The sequence below is a fragment of the Exiguobacterium profundum genome (assembly GCF_042652865.1).
Taxonomy (GTDB): Bacteria; Bacillota; Bacilli; order Exiguobacteriales; family Exiguobacteriaceae; genus Exiguobacterium; species Exiguobacterium profundum.
Genome location: NZ_JBHSHG010000001.1, coordinates 829,870 through 848,490, shown reverse-complemented (window position 1 = coordinate 848,490; position 18,621 = coordinate 829,870). Strand labels below are relative to the sequence as shown.

Sequence of the window (18,621 nt, the reverse complement as noted above, 5' to 3'; positions counted from 1 at the left end):
TTTTTTATTCACGTTCAGATGTTGCATTTAATTTTATAATTCATCATTAAAAAATTTCATTATAGTGATTTGTAATAGTGATTCGTATAAATTCAAAATAATGTTGAGCTTGAAATAACCATCTTCAATTTACTTTTAAATGCGAAGAAAATTGAAGATGAACGCGTCAACTATATCAACATTGAATGTGGTAATGTGTTTTTTGTAAATAAAAACTACGAAAAGGTAATATATTCACTTTTTTAACAAAAAATATATTGTTATATCAAGTTGCTTTAGTTATTATAGATAGATGTATTTAAATGAACACTAAAAAGGTGGAATTGTTTTGAGGGAAATCATTATCTATCACAAAAAAAATTATAGTAATTATAGACATTTTAAAAAGCGTGCTATAACCAAAGAATTTTGGATAAATATTACTTTTTTAGTGTTTATAGTATTAGGGTTTTTATTCTTACTATTTAATGCCAAAGGCATGGACGAAGAAAATATAAAATGGATCTGCGGTATTGTAGTTACTTTTTGCATTTTGATGCTTCTTTATATCACTCATTTAGAGAGATACACTACTTATTTTGTGAATGATAACAAAGAATATAAAAAGCAATTGGAAAGGAAGTTAATAAATGAGTTTAAAATAAAAAAGGCGACTCAATTAAACATAGTAATCAATTCAATTACCGAAGAAAGAGATAGGAATATTAAAAAATTCGGTATCGCAATACCTTACATAGGAATTGGTGTTACACTGATTGCCTTACTTTCAAATACTTCAAATTTTGATATGAATACTACGTTGATTATTTGTCTCATTTACTTTTTCCTCATTTTTATATTTCATGGAATATTAAAGTTTGCCGAGCTTTTCTTTAACTTGTATTCAGATAATTTAACCACTCTTATTAAAGTGCTTATACAAATACAGTTAGATTGGATGGAAAAAGAAGGGGTTTCAAAGGGGGGTAAATACAGAAAGCGCTCAAGAATTTAGTTAAAATACTTTTCTTTGTTAATTTCATAAGTTAATACTAAAAGACGCTTTTTGGATCATTCAATTTAAATGTGACTGATTACTTTCTTAATCGCTATGCATGATTTCGATACGCTGAAGTAGGCGGTCCAGTTTCGCAGTCGTGATGCACTGTTTTCCAATCATTACTTCGATTGATTGGGGCTTTTGTTCGAGGTTAGGATGATCGAACTACGTTCATAAAGGTGATTGACGAGATGGAAGAAGAGATTGACTTCTCGTTGGCCAATGACCATATACGTCAGGTCATCGATGATGACAAGGTCCGAACCAAATCCCTCAGTCTTTTCAACTGAATCTTTGACTTGCCAGAGAACTTTTCACTTTTGGATGGTTGTTCGATCCAGTTTAGCTGTTTCAACTGCTTCAATTGCCTCAGCTGCCGTGCGGTCAGTGCAGTCTATTCCTCCAGATTGAAGTCTTAGAGGAATTTGAAGAAAGGGAATCGGACCAACTTCATTCGCCTCTCCAAACTCTTTGAGTTTCATTCGGAACGCTCATGGTTCATGATGGCACCTAGAAATACGATAAACGTCTAAGAGGCAATTTCGGCCTCTCTCAAAATTTGTGGGAGGGCGTCGGTAGTCTCGGCCTGACGAAGCTGATGAAAGTCCTGTTTTAACACGGAAACGCTTTGACTCATCTTGACCTCACCTGTTTTCTCGTTGATTGCGTTGAGGTGATTCTGTTCATATACGATTTCAGAAGGATGCCCATTATAGAAGTAGAGCGTACTCCCCTAACCATGCTATGATCCAGTACCGGTATATGTTGAGTTTCTTCTTTTATGAACATGTATTTTCGTCAAATTCATGTAGGGCGTCTTCATACGTTATTTTCAAGTACTTATATACTGTCTGTCTTATATCTTTAGAGCTGTAGAGATTTGAGTCGCTTTGAAGTTTTGCTGATATATTTGATAAATATTGATGTGTCGAACTAATTTTTCCACCAAATCTATTTACTCCAGATAATCTAGCCTCAACGACTCTACCGGGATTCAGATTCTTCGGCAGTAGTGTAAAATGGTAAAAATCAAAAACTGTCAATTTTGTTCTAGCGTTCACAGTGGACTATTGATTAAAAAATATCAAGTACCAATATAAAATGATTACTTTTTTATTTTAATTGTCTGTGCCGCCACATCATCGACGTCATAAACGCTGCCCATCCACCGAGTACTAGGATATAAATTCCTAAGAATAATACGAATGCCCCATAGTCTTCGAGCTCTTCGAATGGATTCCGAATGATCATCGGTTCGGATAATATGCCGACCACCATCATTGGAATGAAGAATAGAAAGAAACGTTTCCGAAAGTAGTGTTTGTACGGTTGTGTCAATGTCTGCTCCATATTCGTATCTCCTCAATTGAATTACACTTATTTACATATATGATAGCATGTTCTCATTTGAGGTTGGATGATTGGTCTTTATTTTTTTAGGCAATTTCAATTGAAAAGAGGGTGGCCGATTCATTCAGCCACCCTTCAGTCTGTTCATTCACTTGATCCAGTCAGTTCTCCCGTCCCGAACGTCGTGCTAAACGCACGGCACCAGATGACAACGGTATTGTACTCTTCTAGATTCACATCCTTAGGGATCAAATAGTTTTGATTCCCGATGTTTCCTTTTAACGCTCCTAGACTGACGCCTTGGGTCGTCTCTTGTCCTGGTTTCGTCAAATAGACGAATAAGTCAGGACCGTTCATCGTCTCGAACTCTTCAAATCGGAGGTACGTCCCGTCTTCTGTCTCGACCGAGTGGATTGTGCCGGTCGTCTCATAGTTTTTCTCCCCGTCCATGAACACACCCACCACTTCGGTTGGACTCGGTTGTGCGTCAGGTGTCTCGGCTGAATCTTCCTCCGTCTCTTCTTCTGGAGACGGTGATTCGACAGCTGTCGGCGGCAATCCTTCGTCGACCGTCTCGGTTAAAAATAGTGGGGAAATCAGCCACCAGGCGATGGCGAGGATGGCGACACCGATGATTCCGATGATGATTTTTGTACGAGTCTTCATATATGAATCCTCCTTATCGGATGTTTGAATCATTACATTCCTTTTCCCGATTCATGAGCTTATAAAAAGACGCGAATCATTGAATTCGCGTCCATTGAAGATCATACCGTCTCGGTCCAGTTCTCCTCGATGAACTCGTCACGTCCTGAGATCGCTCGGTCTTCCTTGTAATGCTTCGGATTTTTTTTATGATAATCCTGATGGTAGTCTTCTGCAGCGAAGAACGTCGTCGCCGGAATGATTTTCGTGACGATCGGAGCCGTGAAGCGTCCGCTCCCCTCCAACACATCGCGACTCGCCTCAGCCGAGATTCGTTGTTCTTCCGTGTGGTAGAAGATGGCTGGTGCATACTGTGGCCCTCGGTCTTGGAATTGCCCCTCATCGTCCGTCGGATCTGTCTGAATCCAATATAGCTCGAGAAGACGCTCATATGAGAAAAGAGATGGATCATATGTGATTTGAACGACCTCGAGGTGCCCCGTCGTCCCTGTTTTCACTTGTTCATATGTCGGATTGTCAACCTGTCCGCCCATATAGCCGGATACGATACCTTCAATCCCTGGTAATTCTTCAAATGGCGTCACCATGCACCAAAAACAGCCGCCTGCGAATGTTGCTTTTTCCATACTGTCGTTCCCTCCAAATCGTCATTCAACAAAAAAGCGCTCACGTCGGATGACATGAGCGCTTTCGTCATATCGTCCAAGGTTTCCCTTGCTGGTCGTAGCACCTTGCCTAAGGCAGGTTGCTGTGAAGTCGCGGAGCCAGATCTCTCGTTCACTCTTGATATCGATATGTAGTTGGTGAGAGCATCATACCACCCTCAAAATACATTCGTCAATGATTCGGTTTTCGTTTCAACTGAAAAACCGTCAAGACGAAGATGAATCCAATCAAGCCGATGGAAATGAGCGTACCATAAGGCACATTTTCACCGTATAGCTGTAAGAAAAATAGGCCGAATACGGCAAGCAGCACAAAGACATAGGAGCGAGTCATTGGGACCTCCTGTTTTTTCTTAAGTGTATCAAGAACACATCGACTTGGCGATACGAAAAGGAAATCAGACATAGAGCACGAATAAAGGGGGAGAGATAAAGGAGGAATGCATGATGGAACAAATCCAATTACATGAACTGACGATTGAACGTGCGCATCGTGGGTATAAAGAAGGACAATTCACGGCGAGAGACGTGACCGCCTATTATTTAGGACGGATTGCGACGTATAATGAACGGCTTCATGCCGTCATTCAAATCAATCCAGACGCCCTATTCGAGGCAGAGGCAGCAGACCGGGCGTACCGAAAAGGGGTACGCAAACCGCTACTCGGCATTCCCGTCTTAATCAAAGACAATATCGAGACGAACGGTCTGATGCGAACGACTGCAGGTGCTGCCGCGATGCGACATCATTTCGCCGCTCGAGATGCCGAGCTCGTCAAACGGTTGCGGGCTGACGGCGCCATCATCTTGGGGAAAGCGAACCTGTCCGAGTGGGCGAACTTTTTAACAGAAAATATGCCGAACGGTTGGAGTGACGTCGGTGGACAGACGATGAACCCATACGGCGACGGGTTGGATGTCGGGGGATCAAGCTCAGGGTCGGCTTCTGCGGTCGCGGCAAACCTCACGCTTCTCGCAGTCGGGTCTGAGACGAGCGGTTCAATCGTCCATCCGAGTGTCCATAACAGCATCGTCGGGATCAAGCCGACGGTCGGATTAATCAGTCGCTCCGGAATCATCCCGATTTCACGTTCTCAAGATACGGCGGGACCGATGGCGCGTACGCTTCGTGATGCGGTCATCGCCTTACAGACAATGTGCGGTGAAGATTCGGCTGATCCTGCGACGTGGGAAACTCCAGTCGGACCGCCTTATGTGACATGTCTCGATGTCCGTCAAGCGGTCGGGATGCGCGTCGGGTTCGTCAAACCAGACATTTCAGAAGAAGAAGTCGGATTGTATGAACAGGCGCTCCGATTGCTTCGGCAAGCCGAGGTCGAACTCGTCGAGGTCACGCTACCAAAGCATGAGGCGCTAAATCAGGCGGACATCCTGTTCGACGAATTCAAGCTCGGGGTCGAGGCGTATCTTGCCAATACGACCGTGCCGTTTAAAACGCTTTCCGATTTGATCGAGTGGAACGAAGAACATCCTGAATCGATTCCGCACGGCCAGACCATCTTTGAAGAAGCGAACGCCAAATCTGGAAAACTGACTGAAGCGAACTATCTCAACCGACGCATCGAGGACGTCCGTCTCGCGAAAACGGAAGGGATTGACACATTGCTTGCGTCACATAAACTGGACGCACTCGTGCTGCCACATGACATGAACTATGACATGGCTGCAAAAGCAGGTCATCCGACGATTACAATCCCATATCATTTGAAAAAGAGCGGTGCCCCATTCGGACTCTCGTTCACGGGGACGAGCTATGCGGAGCGTGATTTAATCCGAGTCGCTTATGCGTTCGAACAGTTCGTCACACGACCGACGCCTCCAGATTATTCGTAAGTTGCACCCGTCTCTCACGTCCGCTACAATGGTACGTATGCGGATTAGAGAAAGGACAGATTACAATGAAATCATCTATATACGGGTTGACGTTCGATCAACTCACAAACGAGTGTACGGAAGCGGGATACGGTGCCTTCCACGCACGTCAAGTTTGGGACTCGCTCTACATCGACCGGGTCAAATCGATGGACGACCTCAACGTACGTGATGAGGTGCGTGATTACTTAACAGAGAAATATGTCATCTCAACACAAGAACTGTTCGTCAAACAAGAAGCGGGCGACGGGACGGTCAAATTCTTACTTAAATTACATGACGGGCACTACATCGAGACGGTGCTCATGCGTCACAAATACGGACGTTCGGTCTGTGTGACGACTCAGGTCGGTTGTAACATCGGATGTAGCTTCTGTGCGAGCGGCTTGTTGAAGAAGACTCGTGACTTGACGGCTGCTGAGGTCGTCGAGCAGATCATGACCGTCCAACATTTCCTCGATGAAGAGGGCGAAGGGGACCGCGTCAGCCATATCGTCGTCATGGGAATCGGCGAACCGTTCGATAACTTCGACAACTTGGTCGACTTCTTGCGTGTCGTCAAAGATGAGCGTGGACTTGCGATCGCTCCGCGTAAGATCAACGTGTCGACGAGCGGACTCGCGGATAAGATCTACAAGTTCGCAGACCTTGATCTACGTATCAACTTGGCGCTCTCTCTACACGCGCCAAACGATGAATTACGTACTCGCATCATGAAAATCAACCGGGCGTTCCCGCTTGATAAACTCATGCCATCGATTCGTTACTACGTCGAGAAGACGAACAAACGGATCACGTTCGAGTATATCCTGCTCTCGAAAGTGAACGATTTGCCGGTACATGCGGAAGAACTCGCTGACTTGATCGAAGACATCAAAGACAAGTCGTACGTCAACTTGATCCCATATAACCCGGTCAACGAGCACATCCAATATGAACGAAGCACGCCTGAGGACATCATGGCGTTTTACGACATCTTGAAAAAGCGTGGCGTCAACACAGGCGTCCGTCTCGAGCACGGGACAGACATCGATGCGGCATGTGGACAACTCCGCAGTAAGCATATGAACGTCGAAGGCGCGAAGTAAACAATGGCCTCCTCGAATCTCGGGGAGGCCATTTTTTTTACCGTTTTTGTCCTACATATTGAATCACTGCGGATTCACCGTGATGGAGTGTGCCTTCTTCTCGCCAGACGACCGTCTCGTTTAGGACGAGAGGGACGAAATCGTCATCGAGTTGGTGGAACATCTCTTCGGTGTAAAGAAGTGAGGCGTCGTTTGGTCCACCTGTCCCGTAAGCGAGTTGATGTGTAGAGTAGACTTCACTCAGGAACAAACCACCAGGTCGAAGCGTTTGTTGGATACCCGTAAACACCTTTTCTCTGACGTGTGGAGGAAAGTGGCCAAAGATACAGATGACCATGTCATACGCCTTGTTTGGCCAATCGGCTTCATTCAAGTCGATCTGTTTCGTCTGAATGGACACGTTTCGTGACGTCGCCAAGCGTTTCGCTTTGTCGATCCCTGCTATAGAAACGTCCCATATCTCGACTTCAAAGCCGAGCGTGGCGAGCCACACCGCGTTTCGACCTTCGCCCTCCGCGATGGCCAATACACGTTTTCTTTCAGGTTGATGAAACGTGACCCATTCGCGTAAAAATTCGTTTGGCTCTGTCCCATACACATACTCTTCCGAACTAAATCGTTCATCCCATTTCGACAAGCCATTCACTCCCTCTCTACGTTTCTTTCACTATAGCAAAACGAACGGACGACGGTGAAAATCCAACACGATTTTCTGGATTCATGCATAGTCCCCATGCGAGAGGGGAATAGATTTCTGAACTAATGGATAGAGTGGAGGCTAAGTGATGGAGAAAGTAGATGCGTCGTTGTGGATTCGTGTACGAAATACGCTTGGTGAAGGTCCGTGTTGGGATGCCGAGCTGAAGCGGTTTTATTGGGTAGATATCGAAGGCCATACATTGTGGTGGTATGACGAACGTGAGGATGAAATCTCGTCGTTTGAAGTCGGGAAACAAGTCGGTTTCGTCATTCCGAAAGTGACGGATGGCGTTGTCCTTGGTTTGAAGGACGGCATTTATGAATGGGATGAGATCAATCGGGACTTGAAGAAGATTGTCGAGTTGGATGATCCGGACGGTCAATTGCGGTTTAATGACGGAAAAGCCGATCCATACGGTCGAATCTTCGCCGGAACGCTTCATCTCGAAGACAAAGAGAATCAAGCGACATTGTATCGTGTCGATCGGGATGGTACGACGACGACACTCATGAATGAGCTCACACTTTCGAACGGGTTGACGTGGTCTCCTGACCATTCCGTTTTTTATCATATCGATACACCGACTGAAACGATTCGCCAATATGATTTTGATTTGAAGGCGGGTACGTTATCAAATGGAAAGGTCGTCATCGATTTCGCAGACGAGGATGGCTTCCCGGATGGTATGATATCGGATACGGAAGGGTGTTTATGGATCGCGCATTACGCTGGAGGTAAAGTGTCTCGCTGGAATCCATCAACCGGTGAAAAACTGTTAGAAGTTCACGTTCCTGCACCGAATGTTACATCATGCGCCTTTATCGGGGATGGGCTCAATCGATTGGCCATCACGACGGCTCGTGAGGGGATGGATGAGGAAGCGTTAGCCGAATATCCGGATGCTGGATCGGTATTTATCACGGATACGGATGTGAAAGGGATGCCGCTGTATCGCTTTGGGCGTTGAGGAGGACATGCTGTATCGCTTTGGGCGTTGAGGAGGACATGCAATGGTGAAACGACTGTTAGTTCGAGCAGGTATTGGGTTGGCAGTTGCGGCAGCGGTCAAGATGGGGATTCAAAAGTTGCAAGAAAATCGAGCGCGGGAAGAAGATCATTCTTATCTCGACCCAAAATGGGACGAGGTGCCGAGTGTCGATTCTGACAAGGACGAGGATGAGGTCGGGTTGACGCAACTCGACTCCATCTATCGGGCGGAGTGGCAAGCGAACGCCTATCCCCGCTCGGAAGCAGAACGAAAAGCGTTGGAAGAATAAAAGCATGTTTTTCAAAACACGTCCGTGTGGCGTGTTTTTTTGTTGACAAATCGAATCAGTCGTTTCAATATATAAAAAGTAATGATTACGATTTAATGGAGGTTCATCAATATGAAACGAATTCCAATTACAGTACTCTCGGGTTATCTTGGTAGCGGAAAGACGACACTGCTCAACCACATCTTACATAACCGGGAAGATAAAAAATATGCGGTCATCGTGAACGATATGAGCGAGTTAAACATTGATGAGAAATTGATTGAACAGGGTGGTTTCTCCCGTACCGATGAAAAATTAGTCGAACTCTCGAACGGGTGCATCTGTTGTACCCTACGTGAGGATTTGCTGACAGCGGTCTATGAGTTGACAAAGGATCGTGACCTCGATGGCATCATCATCGAGTCTTCTGGGATTTCAGAGCCGATTCCCGTTGCGCAGACGTTCACGTATGCCGATGATGCGCTCGGAATCGATTTGACGAGCCGTGTCTATATCGATGCGATGGTCACTGTCGTCGATGCGTACCGCTTCTTCAAAGATTTCAATTCTGGTGAATCGCTCATGGAACGTCAACAAGCCGTCGATACAGGAGATGTCCGTGAAGTCGTCGACCTACTCGTCGACCAAGTCGAATTTGCGGATATCATCGTGTTGAATAAGGCAGACCGGGTGTCTGAAGCGGAACTGCAGGAGATGAAGGGGCTACTTAAGACACTCAACCCGAGCGCCCGATTATTGACTTCAACATACTCCGACGTAGCGTTAGACGATCTACTCGACGTCCAGTTGTTCGATTTCGATCAGGCGATGCGTGCGGCGGGATGGATTCAAGAACTTGAGGCAGAAGAACATACGCCGGAAACGGAGGAGTATGGCATCAGCTCGTTCGTCTACCGTCGTCGTCGACCGTTCCACCCTGAGCGCTTGATGAATTGGATGGAGCACTATCCTGAAGAAATAGTCCGTGCCAAAGGCTTCTTGTGGATCGCGTCACGGAACGACCTTGCCTGTCTCTTCTCCCAGGCCGGATACGCATCGACGCTCGAACATGCCGGTCGTTGGTTAGCGACCCTTCCGGAGAGTGAACGAGAGGCAATGTTCGCAACAGAACCTGAACTGCGTGAAGATTACATCGAGCCGTACGGAGACCGACAGAACGAATTGGTTCTCATCGGACAACGGATGGACCGGGAGACGGTCGAACAATCACTTGACGCCTGCTTGTTGACGGATAAGGAGATGGTAGCGGCATGGGATTCGTTCCATGACCCACTCCCTGGTAATGGCCAACTCGTCACCTATTAAGATTGACCGTTTACAAACTGACGAAACATCGCTATACTGTGACTGCATAAGTAACCGCATATCAATGACTGCACTAGGGGTGCTTCGGCTGAGATGTGAGCATGGCTCCGATCCCTTATAACTCGATCCAGGTAATACTGGCGTGAGGAAGTGCGGCACTTTCTCTATGCAAGTTTGTATAGATTTTGTTGCTGCATTCTCATGAATGCGGCTTTTTTTGTGCAAACACATAAAGAGGGGGAAACAAGATGAATGAATCATGTGGCACGAGTCAGATTGTCGGATTTCGCTTCACGCTTAGCCCGATGACAGATGACTTTATCGGGACGATCAAAGGGGCATTGAAAGGAACAAATATGACGGGTGTCTGGCGACATACGGATGATGTATCGACCGTGATCCGTGGTCGTGCCGAGCACGTATTCGACGTCGCACGGACCGTGTTGAGCCTGGCTTCGGAAGAAGGACGCCATGTCTCGATGAGCGGAACCTTCTCCGTCGGATGTCCGGGAGATTCGGCAGGGGATGAAGCACTCGATGCCCCACCACAACAACTGAACAGGTCCTCAAGAGAACAGTATGTCTCTTCACAATTCGCGCTCTATCCGATGGGTGCAGAGAACTACATGGATCTCATCTATGATGAAATTGAACAAGCGAAACAGGCCGGTGTCTATAATGACTCCATGCACTACGCATCCGGCATTCATGGGAATTTGGATGATGTGTTCTCGTATTATGAGGCGGCGTTCAATCGGACGCGCGAGAAGAATCGACACGTCGTCATGACGGTGACGTTCAGTGTGAACAGTCCGTCACATGGAGGACGACATGCTTAAATCGTGGAAATTGAAAGAGGTCGTTCTCGTCTCCGTATTGTCTGTCGTCTTTGCCGTCGTCTACTTACTGTTCGTCCATATCGGGAACTTATGGGCGGGATTGATCGGGCCGATCGCCTATGAATGGATTTTCGGTATCTGGTTCATCGTGTCGATCATCTCGGCGTACATCATCCGGAAGCCGGGTGCTGCCTTTATCTCGGAAGTGATGGCAGCGACGATTGAGATGTTGATTGGAAATGCGATCGGACCACGCATCATCTTGGTCGGCATCGTCCAAGGTCTTGGGGCTGAAGCTGTCTTTGCGATGACAGGCTATCGTCGATATGAGCTATGGGTTCTCATGCTAGCTGGATTTGGCTCGGCCGTCACGAGTTTCGTGTATACCTACTTCATGAGCGGATTTGCGATGCTTGAACCAGGATATGTGGCGACGATGTTCGGGCTGCGCGCGGTCAGCGGCATGGTCATCGCAGGAATCGGTGGGAAGTTACTCAGTGACCTGTTGCTCAAGACGGGGTCACTTCGTGGCTATGCGATCGCTCGGAGTGGGAACGTCCATGGTTGAGACAGAATCGCTTTCATTCCGGTTCCCCGAAAGTCAGGACACCATCATAAAAGATGTGTCACTTTCCATACGACCTGGACGCACGATTTTGACAGGAACGAGCGGAAGCGGGAAGTCGACCCTGCTCGCGCTGTTCAACCGTCTCTATCCAGAGAATTGTGATGGAGTCCTAGAAGGCAGACTCGAACTGTTTGGACGGATTTACGACGAATACGCACCAGGCGAAATCAATCAGCAGGTCGGGACCGTATTTCAAGACCCGGACACGCAGTTCGTGATGGAACGGGTGGAAGAGGAACTCATCTTCACACTCGAAAATTTGCAGACACCGGTCGAGGTAATCGATCAGCGTGTGACGGAGATTCTCGAGTCACTCCAACTGACCGATTACCGAAATCGTCTCATCGATTCCTTGTCAGGCGGGGAGAAACAACGGATTGCCGTCGCCTGCGCCATGGTTGGACAACCAAAATGGTTGCTTCTCGATGAGCCGTTGACGCACCTTGACCCAGTGACCGCGAATCGATTCGTCGACTGGCTCGATCACTTAGACAACGTGAACGTCATCGTTGTCGAACATCGCGCGCACTTGTGGGGAGACTTTTTTGATTGGCACATCGAACTCGACCAAGGACGGATTGTACGGAACGAACCGTTTCAGCCGGTCGATGATTTTTCATTCAAACCGTCGCCTGCGCCACGACAAGCAATCGAGCATTACGTGGTCGACGAGGTGGTGCGTGACTCATTTCGATTAAAAGGGGTGACCCTTCAAGCTCGTATCGGGGAAGTGATTGCCATATTGGGACCAAATGGGAGTGGGAAGTCGACGTTTTTACGAAGTTTGACGGAGTGTGACCGCCGGGTGGGACTCGTTCCCCAATCTCCGGAACACTTATTTTTCATGAACTCGATCGAGCAAGAGCTACAGTTTGGTCATGAGAAATCGATTGATGTCGTATTGGATGAGCTAACCCTCGAGGACAAACGAGTCCTCCATCCATTGTCACTCAGTCATGGACAGAAGCGACGACTCGCCGTCGGGATTCAGTTACTCTCAAACAAACAGTTGCTTGCCTTCGATGAACCGACGGCAGGTCAGGATGAGCCGTCACTCCATGCACTAGAGATTTTGATGAAGCGACATGCGGCAAAGGGACAGACGATCTTGTTCGTGACCCATGACTTATCGTTCGCCAATATCGCCCATACGTTCTATTTGATGAAGGATGGGGAACTCTCAGGACCATTCGGGGATGAGCTTTGGGGGGACACGGAGAGACTTCGTCATTATCGACTAGCGGGAGGACGGCAACGATGTCACTCCATGATATGAATCCGACGATCAAGTTTGGGACGATGACGATCATCATGTTCGGGCTGGCCTTGTTTTATAACCCGTGGACCCCGCTCGTCATCATTGTCGGTACGTTGACGATTCAATTACTGGCGACGGACGTTTCATGGAAGAAGTGGAGCCTGTTTTTGATTCCTTTTCTCGTCACGGCACTCGGGACGTTTTGGACGACGCTCGTGTTTGGGAAGGAGCTTGGGGGAGAGACGTGGGTAACCCTTCTCGGTCAAGACATTTCAAAAGAAGAGGCACGTATCGCCATGTCTCTTAGTCTACGTGTGTTGGCATTCACCGTACTGTCGCTCCTCTTTATGTTGACGACCGATTCGAAACGTTTCGTCATGAGTTTGATGCAACAGGCAAGGCTTTCTCCGACGATTGCCTATAGTGCGCTCGTCGGATTCCGCTTCCTTCCGTTAATGCAACGGGAGATGCATCAGCTACAATACGCGCATCGTCTTCGCGGTGTACCTCTTGATACGAAATGGGAGCGGATTCGGCATGTCCCGAAACTACTTCTTCCACTGATGGCAGGTTCAATCCGACGTGCTGAACGTGTCGCCTTCTCCATGGAGGCGAGAGGTTTCACAAGTGGAAAACGGACCGTCTATGAGCGGATTGACATCAAACCGTCCGATTACATGTGGTCCGGTATATTCTTCATACTGTTCGGTCTTTCCATTTGGATTGGCATATGAAAAGACGACTCACGGAGAGTCGTCTTTTTTCGTTTCTTTCACGATACGAAACTTCGGTTTGACCGATTCGTTGTTGAACGCCTCGAGAACGGTATTCTCGTTTGCCATTCGAATCTGTTGTGGCTCGCCTTTTGCTGTCGTACCGATGCAATACATGTTCGCTTCATAATCCGCAAAGAGCGATTTGTAAGATGTCGCGTGGTGCATCAAGCGACCTGGAGACCCCCAACCGACGATGATCATCCCGCCGCTTGCTTCTACCTCTTGTAACGTCTCTTCGACGTAATGGTAGTTCGTCTCATCGAGTTGAGACTCCACGTATGGAAGGTTGTCATTGATGGCGAGTGTCGGGACGAGACTGATGACCCGCATTTCTCGAATCGGTTGTGACAAATGATTTTGCATCAACATATAAGCACGCTGTGTCGTCGTGCCAGACAAAAAGGCATCGCTCATCCGCGGCGAGTAAATAATGACGGCGCAGATGACGCCATCCTCCACATCGGTGAACTCATACGTTCGCATATAGCGTTTCGTTTTATCTTCATTGAAGATTGATTTGACGCGGATGGTTACTTCTTCTACATGCGTGTTCATTTCCATTCCTCACTTTTTCATGTAAGCATCAGCCGAGCGATTTAAACCACTCGACATATCGAATCGTGTAATAAGCAACTCGTTGACTAAGCGTATCACGCTCATCAGGCATGAACGTCACGCTTGATTCATAGTTCTCGAAGTACGTCATGACATCATTGACATATTGCTCACTTCGATTGTATTCGAAGATAGCGTTTCGGACGGATGTGACTGAATCTGTCTTTTTTCCACCGTGTTCACTTAAATAATACGCCGCCGTGTGCGCAGAATCAACTAGACTATGTGGGTCAGCTTTTCCATCGCCGTTCCCGTCGCGACCGAGTCCGCCATACTGTTCAATCAAGGCAAGGTCCGTCAAATCCACTTCGTCTTCTGGGACATCGCCTTTTTGGTCATCGGTATCATATTCCCAACCGAGCCAAGTACGGGGCATGAATTGAAAAGGTCCGATCGCGCCGACAGACGAACGCATCGACGAACTGTGTGAGAAGATGGTCTCTACACGGTGAACGGCAGCCAGTAGGCGCCAGTCCACGTCATATGTTTCAGCAGCGTCTTGATAGACGGCCAGATGTGTGTTCGGAACACCGTTCTCTCCATAATAGGTTCGATACAATCCATTGTTCACTTTATCATGTTGACCGAGCCAGCCGACTGCCCCGAGCAAAAGCACGAGCACAATAATGAAACCGGTCAGTCGCAGCATCATACGTTTCAAGATACCGCCTCCTAGCTTTTAGACAATACCCGAATAGTGTAGCATATAGCTAAGAGGAAGGACAGGAGTGGATATGGATGCTTGAACGTTTGATTTTTACAGCCATTATCGGCTACATGCTGATCGTTCAAATCTTCAATGCCAAATTGATTCGTCCCTTGATTGAAACGAGAGGACGGGCATGGGTATATGAACAAACCGTGAAATCGGCATGGGGGCTGACCTTGTTAATTGTTGCCCTCATCTTTTTATTTCAAGTACCGCCATCAGAAGTCGGATTGAGGTTCGGACCAGAAGCGGGGAACGAACAGGCATGGCAAGTCTTTTACTTGTCATGCATCCTGGTCACCGTGGCGCTCGTCTTTTATCTGTTGGTAAAAACTTCAGCACGTCTCCGAAATGTGTTACGCCCTTACTATGATCTCGATTTAGAGAAGCTGCTCCTCCCTCGGACAAAACCTGAGGAACAAGCGTGGGGTGCCGTCTCGGTCACTGCAGGCGTGACCGAGGAATTCATTTTCAGAGGAGTCCTGCTATACACGATCTCCCTCTATATAGAGGTCCCGGATTTGACTCTCGCCTTAATCGGGGGCGCCCTTTTCGGTGTGGCCCATGCCTATCAAGGGATAAAGGGAGTCTTCACGACAGGGATCGTTGGATTCGGACTAGGTATCCTATATTTAGGGATGGGTGTCCTTTGGCCGGTCATGGTGTTACATGTGCTACTTGATTTGATTGCCGGTCCAATCCATGTCGATGCAAAAAGCGAGTGACCGCCTCCTCATACGCAGGAGCGTCCTTGATCATGCAATCGGTATGTTCTGCGCCATCGATCAATACCAAGTCGTTCTTCCGGTTCAATGCATTCATTTCGACCGACATCCACGTCGGGACGAAATCATCTTTTGAACCATGTACGAATAGGATTGGGGTCGTCGTTTCCGTGACGGCCTTTTTCGGTTGGACTTGTCTCATCGTGAACCCTGCACGAGACCAAAGGAAATAGTCGATTCCCGGTAAAATGAGCTCGGCTGGGATATGGTGTAACTCTTTCAATTGATAACGCATCAATTGTTTCATATCGTCAAACGGACATTCTGCGATGACGAAGTCGACGTTCGTGAGCGGAGTCGTCTGCAAGACGGTGGCCGCTCCCATCGAGACGCCGTGAAGCCCGACTTGATCGACTGTTTCCTCTGTCTTCAACCAGTCCACCCAGTCGATCATATCGACTTTTTCATGGAAACCATATGAGGCATAAATTCCTTCGGACTCACCGTGTGAACGTAAATCGACGGCAAGCAGGTTAAAGCCGAGACGATGGAACATGGCGAGGTGAGGGGCCATGAAACTATGTGATGCGGTATATCCATGTACGAACACAATCCATTTTGTTGACCCCTCATTCCGATAGATACGCCCGTAGAGGCGGTACTCATCACGAGATTGAATCGAGACATGCTCGAACGGTACGTCATGATAAAAGTTGCGATCTTCGTCCGTATATGGAGCGAGTAACATCTCCGGAGTCTTTCGTTTGCCCCGCGTCATTCGTTTGAAGGCATAGTAGCTGACCGCGTAGTAGCCTGTGAAAAGTGATGCCAATCCAATTTTCCATTTTCGTTGCATTAATACCGACTCCTTTCAACGTTATTGTACCCGAAACGAATCGATACGGTCCTGTTTTCTTACATAAGGAGAGGGCATACAGAACATAATCGTGTGAATATCAGGAATCAAGGCACATGGAAAGACATGATTTTGAACGATACGATGGAGTGACAACAGCAGGAGGGTGGGGATATCTATATGGAGAGGTCAGAGATCTATCGAATGATACAAATGGTGTTGAGCGACAGAAAGGGGATGCTTGAACGGGGAGTAACGTTCTCGTGGACGATTGAAGGAGATGAACGAATCATCGGACTCGTATTTGATGTTATTCTCGACCGTTATTTTCTATATAACCAAACAAGCCTCCTCACCGAGGTACAAGAGATTGCGCGTCTAGTCGAATGTCGACCAGAGGAAATCGTTCGCGCACTCTCCTGTCTTTCGGGGATTCGACTCGAATCGAATCATATCATCGAACGATTGATGAGTATCGAAGAGGCGACCATTTCAGAGAACGGATCAATCCTTGTTGCCATTCGCCTTGGAGGATGGCTCACTCATCAATTGCATCAAATTGGTCGTGATGCCCTTCTTCCTTGTTGAGCTCGGTCAAGGTACCGTCAATCACACGAAGGACGCGATCACACACATCGAGCATGCGTTCATCATGTGTGATGACGACGACACGTCTCCCTTCTTCATGTGCTTGTTTGGCCAATAACTCCATCACACGTCGTCCATTCTCATAATCAAGACTCGCCGTCGGTTCATCTGCCAAAATGAGTTGCGGGGAGTTGATCAAGGCACGTGCGACGGCGACACGTTGCTTTTCACCTCCCGACAATGTCGACGGGAGATGATGCAGGCGGTGTCCTAAGCCGAGGTCGGTCAATAGTTGTTTCGCATCCATCTGTCTCTTCTCCTGAATCAGCTCAAGTTGCTCGAGCACCGTCAAGTAGGGAATCAGGTGGGCCTGCTGAAACACGAACCCGACTTCATGTAGACGTAACAGACGACGTTGTTCCTCATCTAATTCGAATACGTCCCGTTCGTTCATCAAAAATGCTCCTTGATCTGGTTTTCGCAATAGACCGAGGATGTATAACAATGTACTCTTCCCGCTACCACTCGGACCGACGATGGCAACGCATTCCCCTGGCGATACATCTAACTCGATGTCATTCAATACGAGCTGACCGTCAAACTGATGTGATACATGGCTTAACCTCATGATGCTTTTCCTCCTATGATTTCAATTGCGTCGACTTGACGTAGTTTCCATAACGGTAACAACGCGCCAAGAACAGATAAGAAAATGAACATGGATCCGAATAGCGCGACATGACCGAAGTCGACGAGAAACGGTAACGATGATGGAATCAACGCATCGACGACGTACATGAACCCGATCGATGTGGCGACTGCGGCAGATACGATGACGATGACCTGAAAGAGCAGTGCCCGTCCTATGATTCGAGGAGAGAGACCGATTGCCTTCAGAATTCCGAGTTCAGGTAACTTTTGAAGCGTGAACAAATAAAAGAATGCGGTCAAAATAAACGTTCCGATCACGAGTAGAAAAGCACGCATCATCGTGAATGTGCTTTGCTCGGCACTATATCCAGGAACCGACTCAATCAAATCTTGTTGACTCATGACGAGCGGATTGGACATCGTGGATTCCGTTCCAATCTCAGCCGATACATATGGACGTTGTTCGGAGTAATCCAAATAATCGAACCACGTCTCGTTCGTCGTGTAAATCACCGGTCCATGACTGTAGCGTCCAGGCGCCTCACCGGCGATCGTAAAACGATATTCGGACGCAAAGTCGGTCAACGTGTCACCTGTTCCAAGCTGTTCTGAAAGACTTGGGTCAAACAAGACTTCACCTGTTTCTAGATAAGTACCTGGGCCAATATTACTTCCACTTGGAAGGGCGAATAGCGTGACCTCTTCTTTTTTTCCATCAATCGTGACCGTGAGCTGTCGGACGCTCATCGTTTCGTTTGAAGTATCCGCTGTGACGTCTATAAACGATCGTGTCAATTGACCTTCTGAGTCCGGATCAAGTTGATACGTCGTAGCATTCAATTCGTGCAAGGCAGAACCGTTATCATATGCGAGACCGTCTGCTAGCCCTGTGATGAGTGTCGTCAACATGACAATCAATAATGTGATCACGAACAACATGGAAAACTTTCTTTTCTGTCTCCACATCTCTTTCCAACCTAACTGCATAAAAAA

24 protein-coding genes and 2 riboswitches are annotated in these 18,621 nt (G+C 47.5%); of the genes, 12 read left to right on the top strand and 12 right to left on the bottom strand.

Annotated elements, in window-relative coordinates:
• The first annotated feature begins 328 nt into the window (after positions 1–328).
• Entirely contained in the window at positions 329–994 is a 666-nt protein-coding gene (locus ACFO4U_RS04405) for a hypothetical protein (RefSeq protein WP_215243889.1), read from the top strand.
• 164 nt (positions 995–1,158) lie between these two features.
• On the opposite strand, the gene ACFO4U_RS04400 is transcribed toward ACFO4U_RS04405, so the two are convergent.
• The 6 genes from ACFO4U_RS04400 to ACFO4U_RS04375 form a co-directional block, all read right to left on the bottom strand.
• Positions 1,159–1,269, bottom strand: a complete 111-nt coding sequence (locus tag ACFO4U_RS04400) for an ATP-binding protein (protein WP_276551134.1) — start codon at positions 1,267–1,269, stop codon at positions 1,159–1,161.
• An 84-nt stretch (positions 1,270–1,353) separates the two neighbouring features.
• Positions 1,354–1,521, bottom strand: a complete 168-nt coding sequence (locus tag ACFO4U_RS04395; protein WP_276551135.1) for a hypothetical protein — start codon at positions 1,519–1,521, stop codon at positions 1,354–1,356.
• Between the two features lie 631 nt (positions 1,522–2,152).
• A complete protein-coding gene (locus ACFO4U_RS04390) occupies positions 2,153–2,389 on the bottom strand; it encodes a hypothetical protein (protein WP_215243890.1) in 237 nt (78 codons plus the stop codon).
• Positions 2,390–2,533: 144 nt separating this feature from the next.
• Positions 2,534–3,055, bottom strand: coding sequence for a DM13 domain-containing protein (locus ACFO4U_RS04385; protein ID WP_215243891.1), 522 nt, complete (start codon positions 3,053–3,055; stop codon positions 2,534–2,536).
• Positions 3,056–3,156: 101 nt separating this feature from the next.
• Positions 3,157–3,681, bottom strand: a complete 525-nt coding sequence (msrA, locus tag ACFO4U_RS04380) for a peptide-methionine (S)-S-oxide reductase MsrA (protein ID WP_215243892.1) — start codon at positions 3,679–3,681, stop codon at positions 3,157–3,159.
• Positions 3,682–3,748: 67 nt separating this feature from the next.
• Positions 3,749–3,848: riboswitch (SAM riboswitch) on the bottom strand.
• A gap of 44 nt (positions 3,849–3,892) precedes the next feature.
• Positions 3,893–4,054: a hypothetical protein gene (locus ACFO4U_RS04375; protein WP_215243893.1), complete on the bottom strand. Its 162-nt coding sequence runs from the start codon at positions 4,052–4,054 to the stop codon at positions 3,893–3,895.
• Positions 4,055–4,167: 113 nt separating this feature from the next.
• Here ACFO4U_RS04375 and ACFO4U_RS04370 point away from each other — a divergent pair, with 113 nt between their 5' ends.
• Together ACFO4U_RS04370 and rlmN are read left to right on the top strand one after the other, a co-directional pair.
• Positions 4,168–5,574, top strand: coding sequence for an amidase family protein (locus ACFO4U_RS04370; protein ID WP_251131811.1), 1,407 nt, complete (start codon positions 4,168–4,170; stop codon positions 5,572–5,574).
• A 65-nt stretch (positions 5,575–5,639) separates the two neighbouring features.
• Positions 5,640–6,701 carry a dual-specificity RNA methyltransferase RlmN gene (gene rlmN, locus ACFO4U_RS04365; protein WP_215243895.1) on the top strand — a complete coding sequence of 354 codons (1,062 nt, stop codon included), beginning with the start codon at positions 5,640–5,642 and terminating at the stop codon, positions 6,699–6,701.
• Between the two features lie 37 nt (positions 6,702–6,738).
• Here rlmN and ACFO4U_RS04360 read toward each other — a convergent pair whose 3' ends face one another.
• A complete protein-coding gene (locus tag ACFO4U_RS04360) occupies positions 6,739–7,347 on the bottom strand; it encodes a class I SAM-dependent methyltransferase (RefSeq protein ID WP_260563536.1) in 609 nt (202 codons plus the stop codon).
• A 139-nt stretch (positions 7,348–7,486) separates the two neighbouring features.
• Here ACFO4U_RS04360 and ACFO4U_RS04355 point away from each other — a divergent pair, with 139 nt between their 5' ends.
• The 7 genes from ACFO4U_RS04355 (at position 7,487) to ACFO4U_RS04325 (ending at position 13,442) form a co-directional block, all read left to right on the top strand.
• Positions 7,487–8,368 carry an SMP-30/gluconolactonase/LRE family protein gene (locus ACFO4U_RS04355; protein ID WP_215243897.1) on the top strand — a complete coding sequence of 294 codons (882 nt, stop codon included), beginning with the start codon at positions 7,487–7,489 and terminating at the stop codon, positions 8,366–8,368.
• Between the two features lie 43 nt (positions 8,369–8,411).
• Positions 8,412–8,678 carry a hypothetical protein gene (locus ACFO4U_RS04350; RefSeq protein WP_012726390.1) on the top strand — a complete coding sequence of 89 codons (267 nt, stop codon included), beginning with the start codon at positions 8,412–8,414 and terminating at the stop codon, positions 8,676–8,678.
• 111 nt (positions 8,679–8,789) lie between these two features.
• Positions 8,790–9,983 carry a GTP-binding protein gene (locus ACFO4U_RS04345; protein ID WP_215243898.1) on the top strand — a complete coding sequence of 398 codons (1,194 nt, stop codon included), beginning with the start codon at positions 8,790–8,792 and terminating at the stop codon, positions 9,981–9,983.
• Between the two features lie 65 nt (positions 9,984–10,048).
• Positions 10,049–10,149, top strand: a riboswitch (TPP riboswitch).
• Between the two features lie 82 nt (positions 10,150–10,231).
• On the top strand, positions 10,232–10,822 hold the full coding sequence (locus tag ACFO4U_RS04340; RefSeq protein ID WP_215243899.1) for a Ykof family thiamine-binding protein: 591 nt from the start codon (positions 10,232–10,234) through the stop codon (positions 10,820–10,822).
• Complete coding sequence (locus ACFO4U_RS04335) at positions 10,815–11,390, top strand: ECF transporter S component (protein WP_012726387.1); 576 nt, start codon at positions 10,815–10,817, stop codon at positions 11,388–11,390. Before ACFO4U_RS04340 ends, ACFO4U_RS04335 begins: the two co-directional genes overlap by 8 nt.
• The gene (locus ACFO4U_RS04330) at positions 11,356–12,726 is read left to right on the top strand and encodes an ABC transporter ATP-binding protein (RefSeq protein ID WP_276551136.1); all 1,371 of its coding nucleotides are present in this window, start codon (positions 11,356–11,358) and stop codon (positions 12,724–12,726) included. The genes ACFO4U_RS04335 and ACFO4U_RS04330 overlap by 35 nt, the downstream gene beginning before the upstream one ends.
• Positions 12,708–13,442: an energy-coupling factor transporter transmembrane component T family protein gene (locus tag ACFO4U_RS04325; protein ID WP_159562359.1), complete on the top strand. Its 735-nt coding sequence runs from the start codon at positions 12,708–12,710 to the stop codon at positions 13,440–13,442. The genes ACFO4U_RS04330 and ACFO4U_RS04325 overlap by 19 nt, the downstream gene beginning before the upstream one ends.
• 9 nt (positions 13,443–13,451) lie before the next feature.
• Here the strand turns inward: ACFO4U_RS04325 and ACFO4U_RS04320 are convergent, their stop codons facing one another.
• Together ACFO4U_RS04320 and ACFO4U_RS04315 are read right to left on the bottom strand one after the other, a co-directional pair.
• Positions 13,452–14,039, bottom strand: a complete 588-nt coding sequence (locus ACFO4U_RS04320; RefSeq protein WP_012726384.1) for a DUF1643 domain-containing protein — start codon at positions 14,037–14,039, stop codon at positions 13,452–13,454.
• 28 nt (positions 14,040–14,067) lie between these two features.
• Positions 14,068–14,751: a lytic transglycosylase domain-containing protein gene (locus ACFO4U_RS04315; RefSeq protein ID WP_230872907.1), complete on the bottom strand. Its 684-nt coding sequence runs from the start codon at positions 14,749–14,751 to the stop codon at positions 14,068–14,070.
• Positions 14,752–14,837: 86 nt separating this feature from the next.
• Here ACFO4U_RS04315 and ACFO4U_RS04310 point away from each other — a divergent pair, with 86 nt between their 5' ends.
• Positions 14,838–15,533 carry a CPBP family intramembrane glutamic endopeptidase gene (locus ACFO4U_RS04310; RefSeq protein WP_215243901.1) on the top strand — a complete coding sequence of 232 codons (696 nt, stop codon included), beginning with the start codon at positions 14,838–14,840 and terminating at the stop codon, positions 15,531–15,533.
• Here ACFO4U_RS04310 and ACFO4U_RS04305 read toward each other — a convergent pair.
• On the bottom strand, positions 15,466–16,389 hold the full coding sequence (locus ACFO4U_RS04305) for an alpha/beta hydrolase (RefSeq protein ID WP_159562356.1): 924 nt from the start codon (positions 16,387–16,389) through the stop codon (positions 15,466–15,468). The two genes, ACFO4U_RS04310 and ACFO4U_RS04305, sit on opposite strands and share 68 nt — an antisense overlap.
• Before the next feature lie 180 nt (positions 16,390–16,569).
• Between ACFO4U_RS04305 and ACFO4U_RS04300 the strand changes: the two genes are divergently transcribed.
• The gene (locus ACFO4U_RS04300) at positions 16,570–16,977 is read left to right on the top strand and encodes a hypothetical protein (RefSeq protein ID WP_214690863.1); all 408 of its coding nucleotides are present in this window, start codon (positions 16,570–16,572) and stop codon (positions 16,975–16,977) included.
• On the opposite strand, the gene ACFO4U_RS04295 is transcribed toward ACFO4U_RS04300, so the two are convergent.
• Together ACFO4U_RS04295 and ACFO4U_RS04290 are read right to left on the bottom strand one after the other, a co-directional pair.
• Entirely contained in the window at positions 16,928–17,605 is a 678-nt protein-coding gene (locus tag ACFO4U_RS04295; protein ID WP_215243902.1) for an ABC transporter ATP-binding protein, read from the bottom strand. The two genes, ACFO4U_RS04300 and ACFO4U_RS04295, sit on opposite strands and share 50 nt — an antisense overlap.
• Positions 17,602–18,615 (bottom strand): ABC transporter permease, encoded by a 1,014-nt coding sequence (locus ACFO4U_RS04290; protein WP_214781214.1) that lies wholly within the window; start codon positions 18,613–18,615, stop codon positions 17,602–17,604. Before ACFO4U_RS04290 ends, ACFO4U_RS04295 begins: the two co-directional genes overlap by 4 nt.
• Positions 18,616–18,621: the final 6 nt, after the last annotated feature.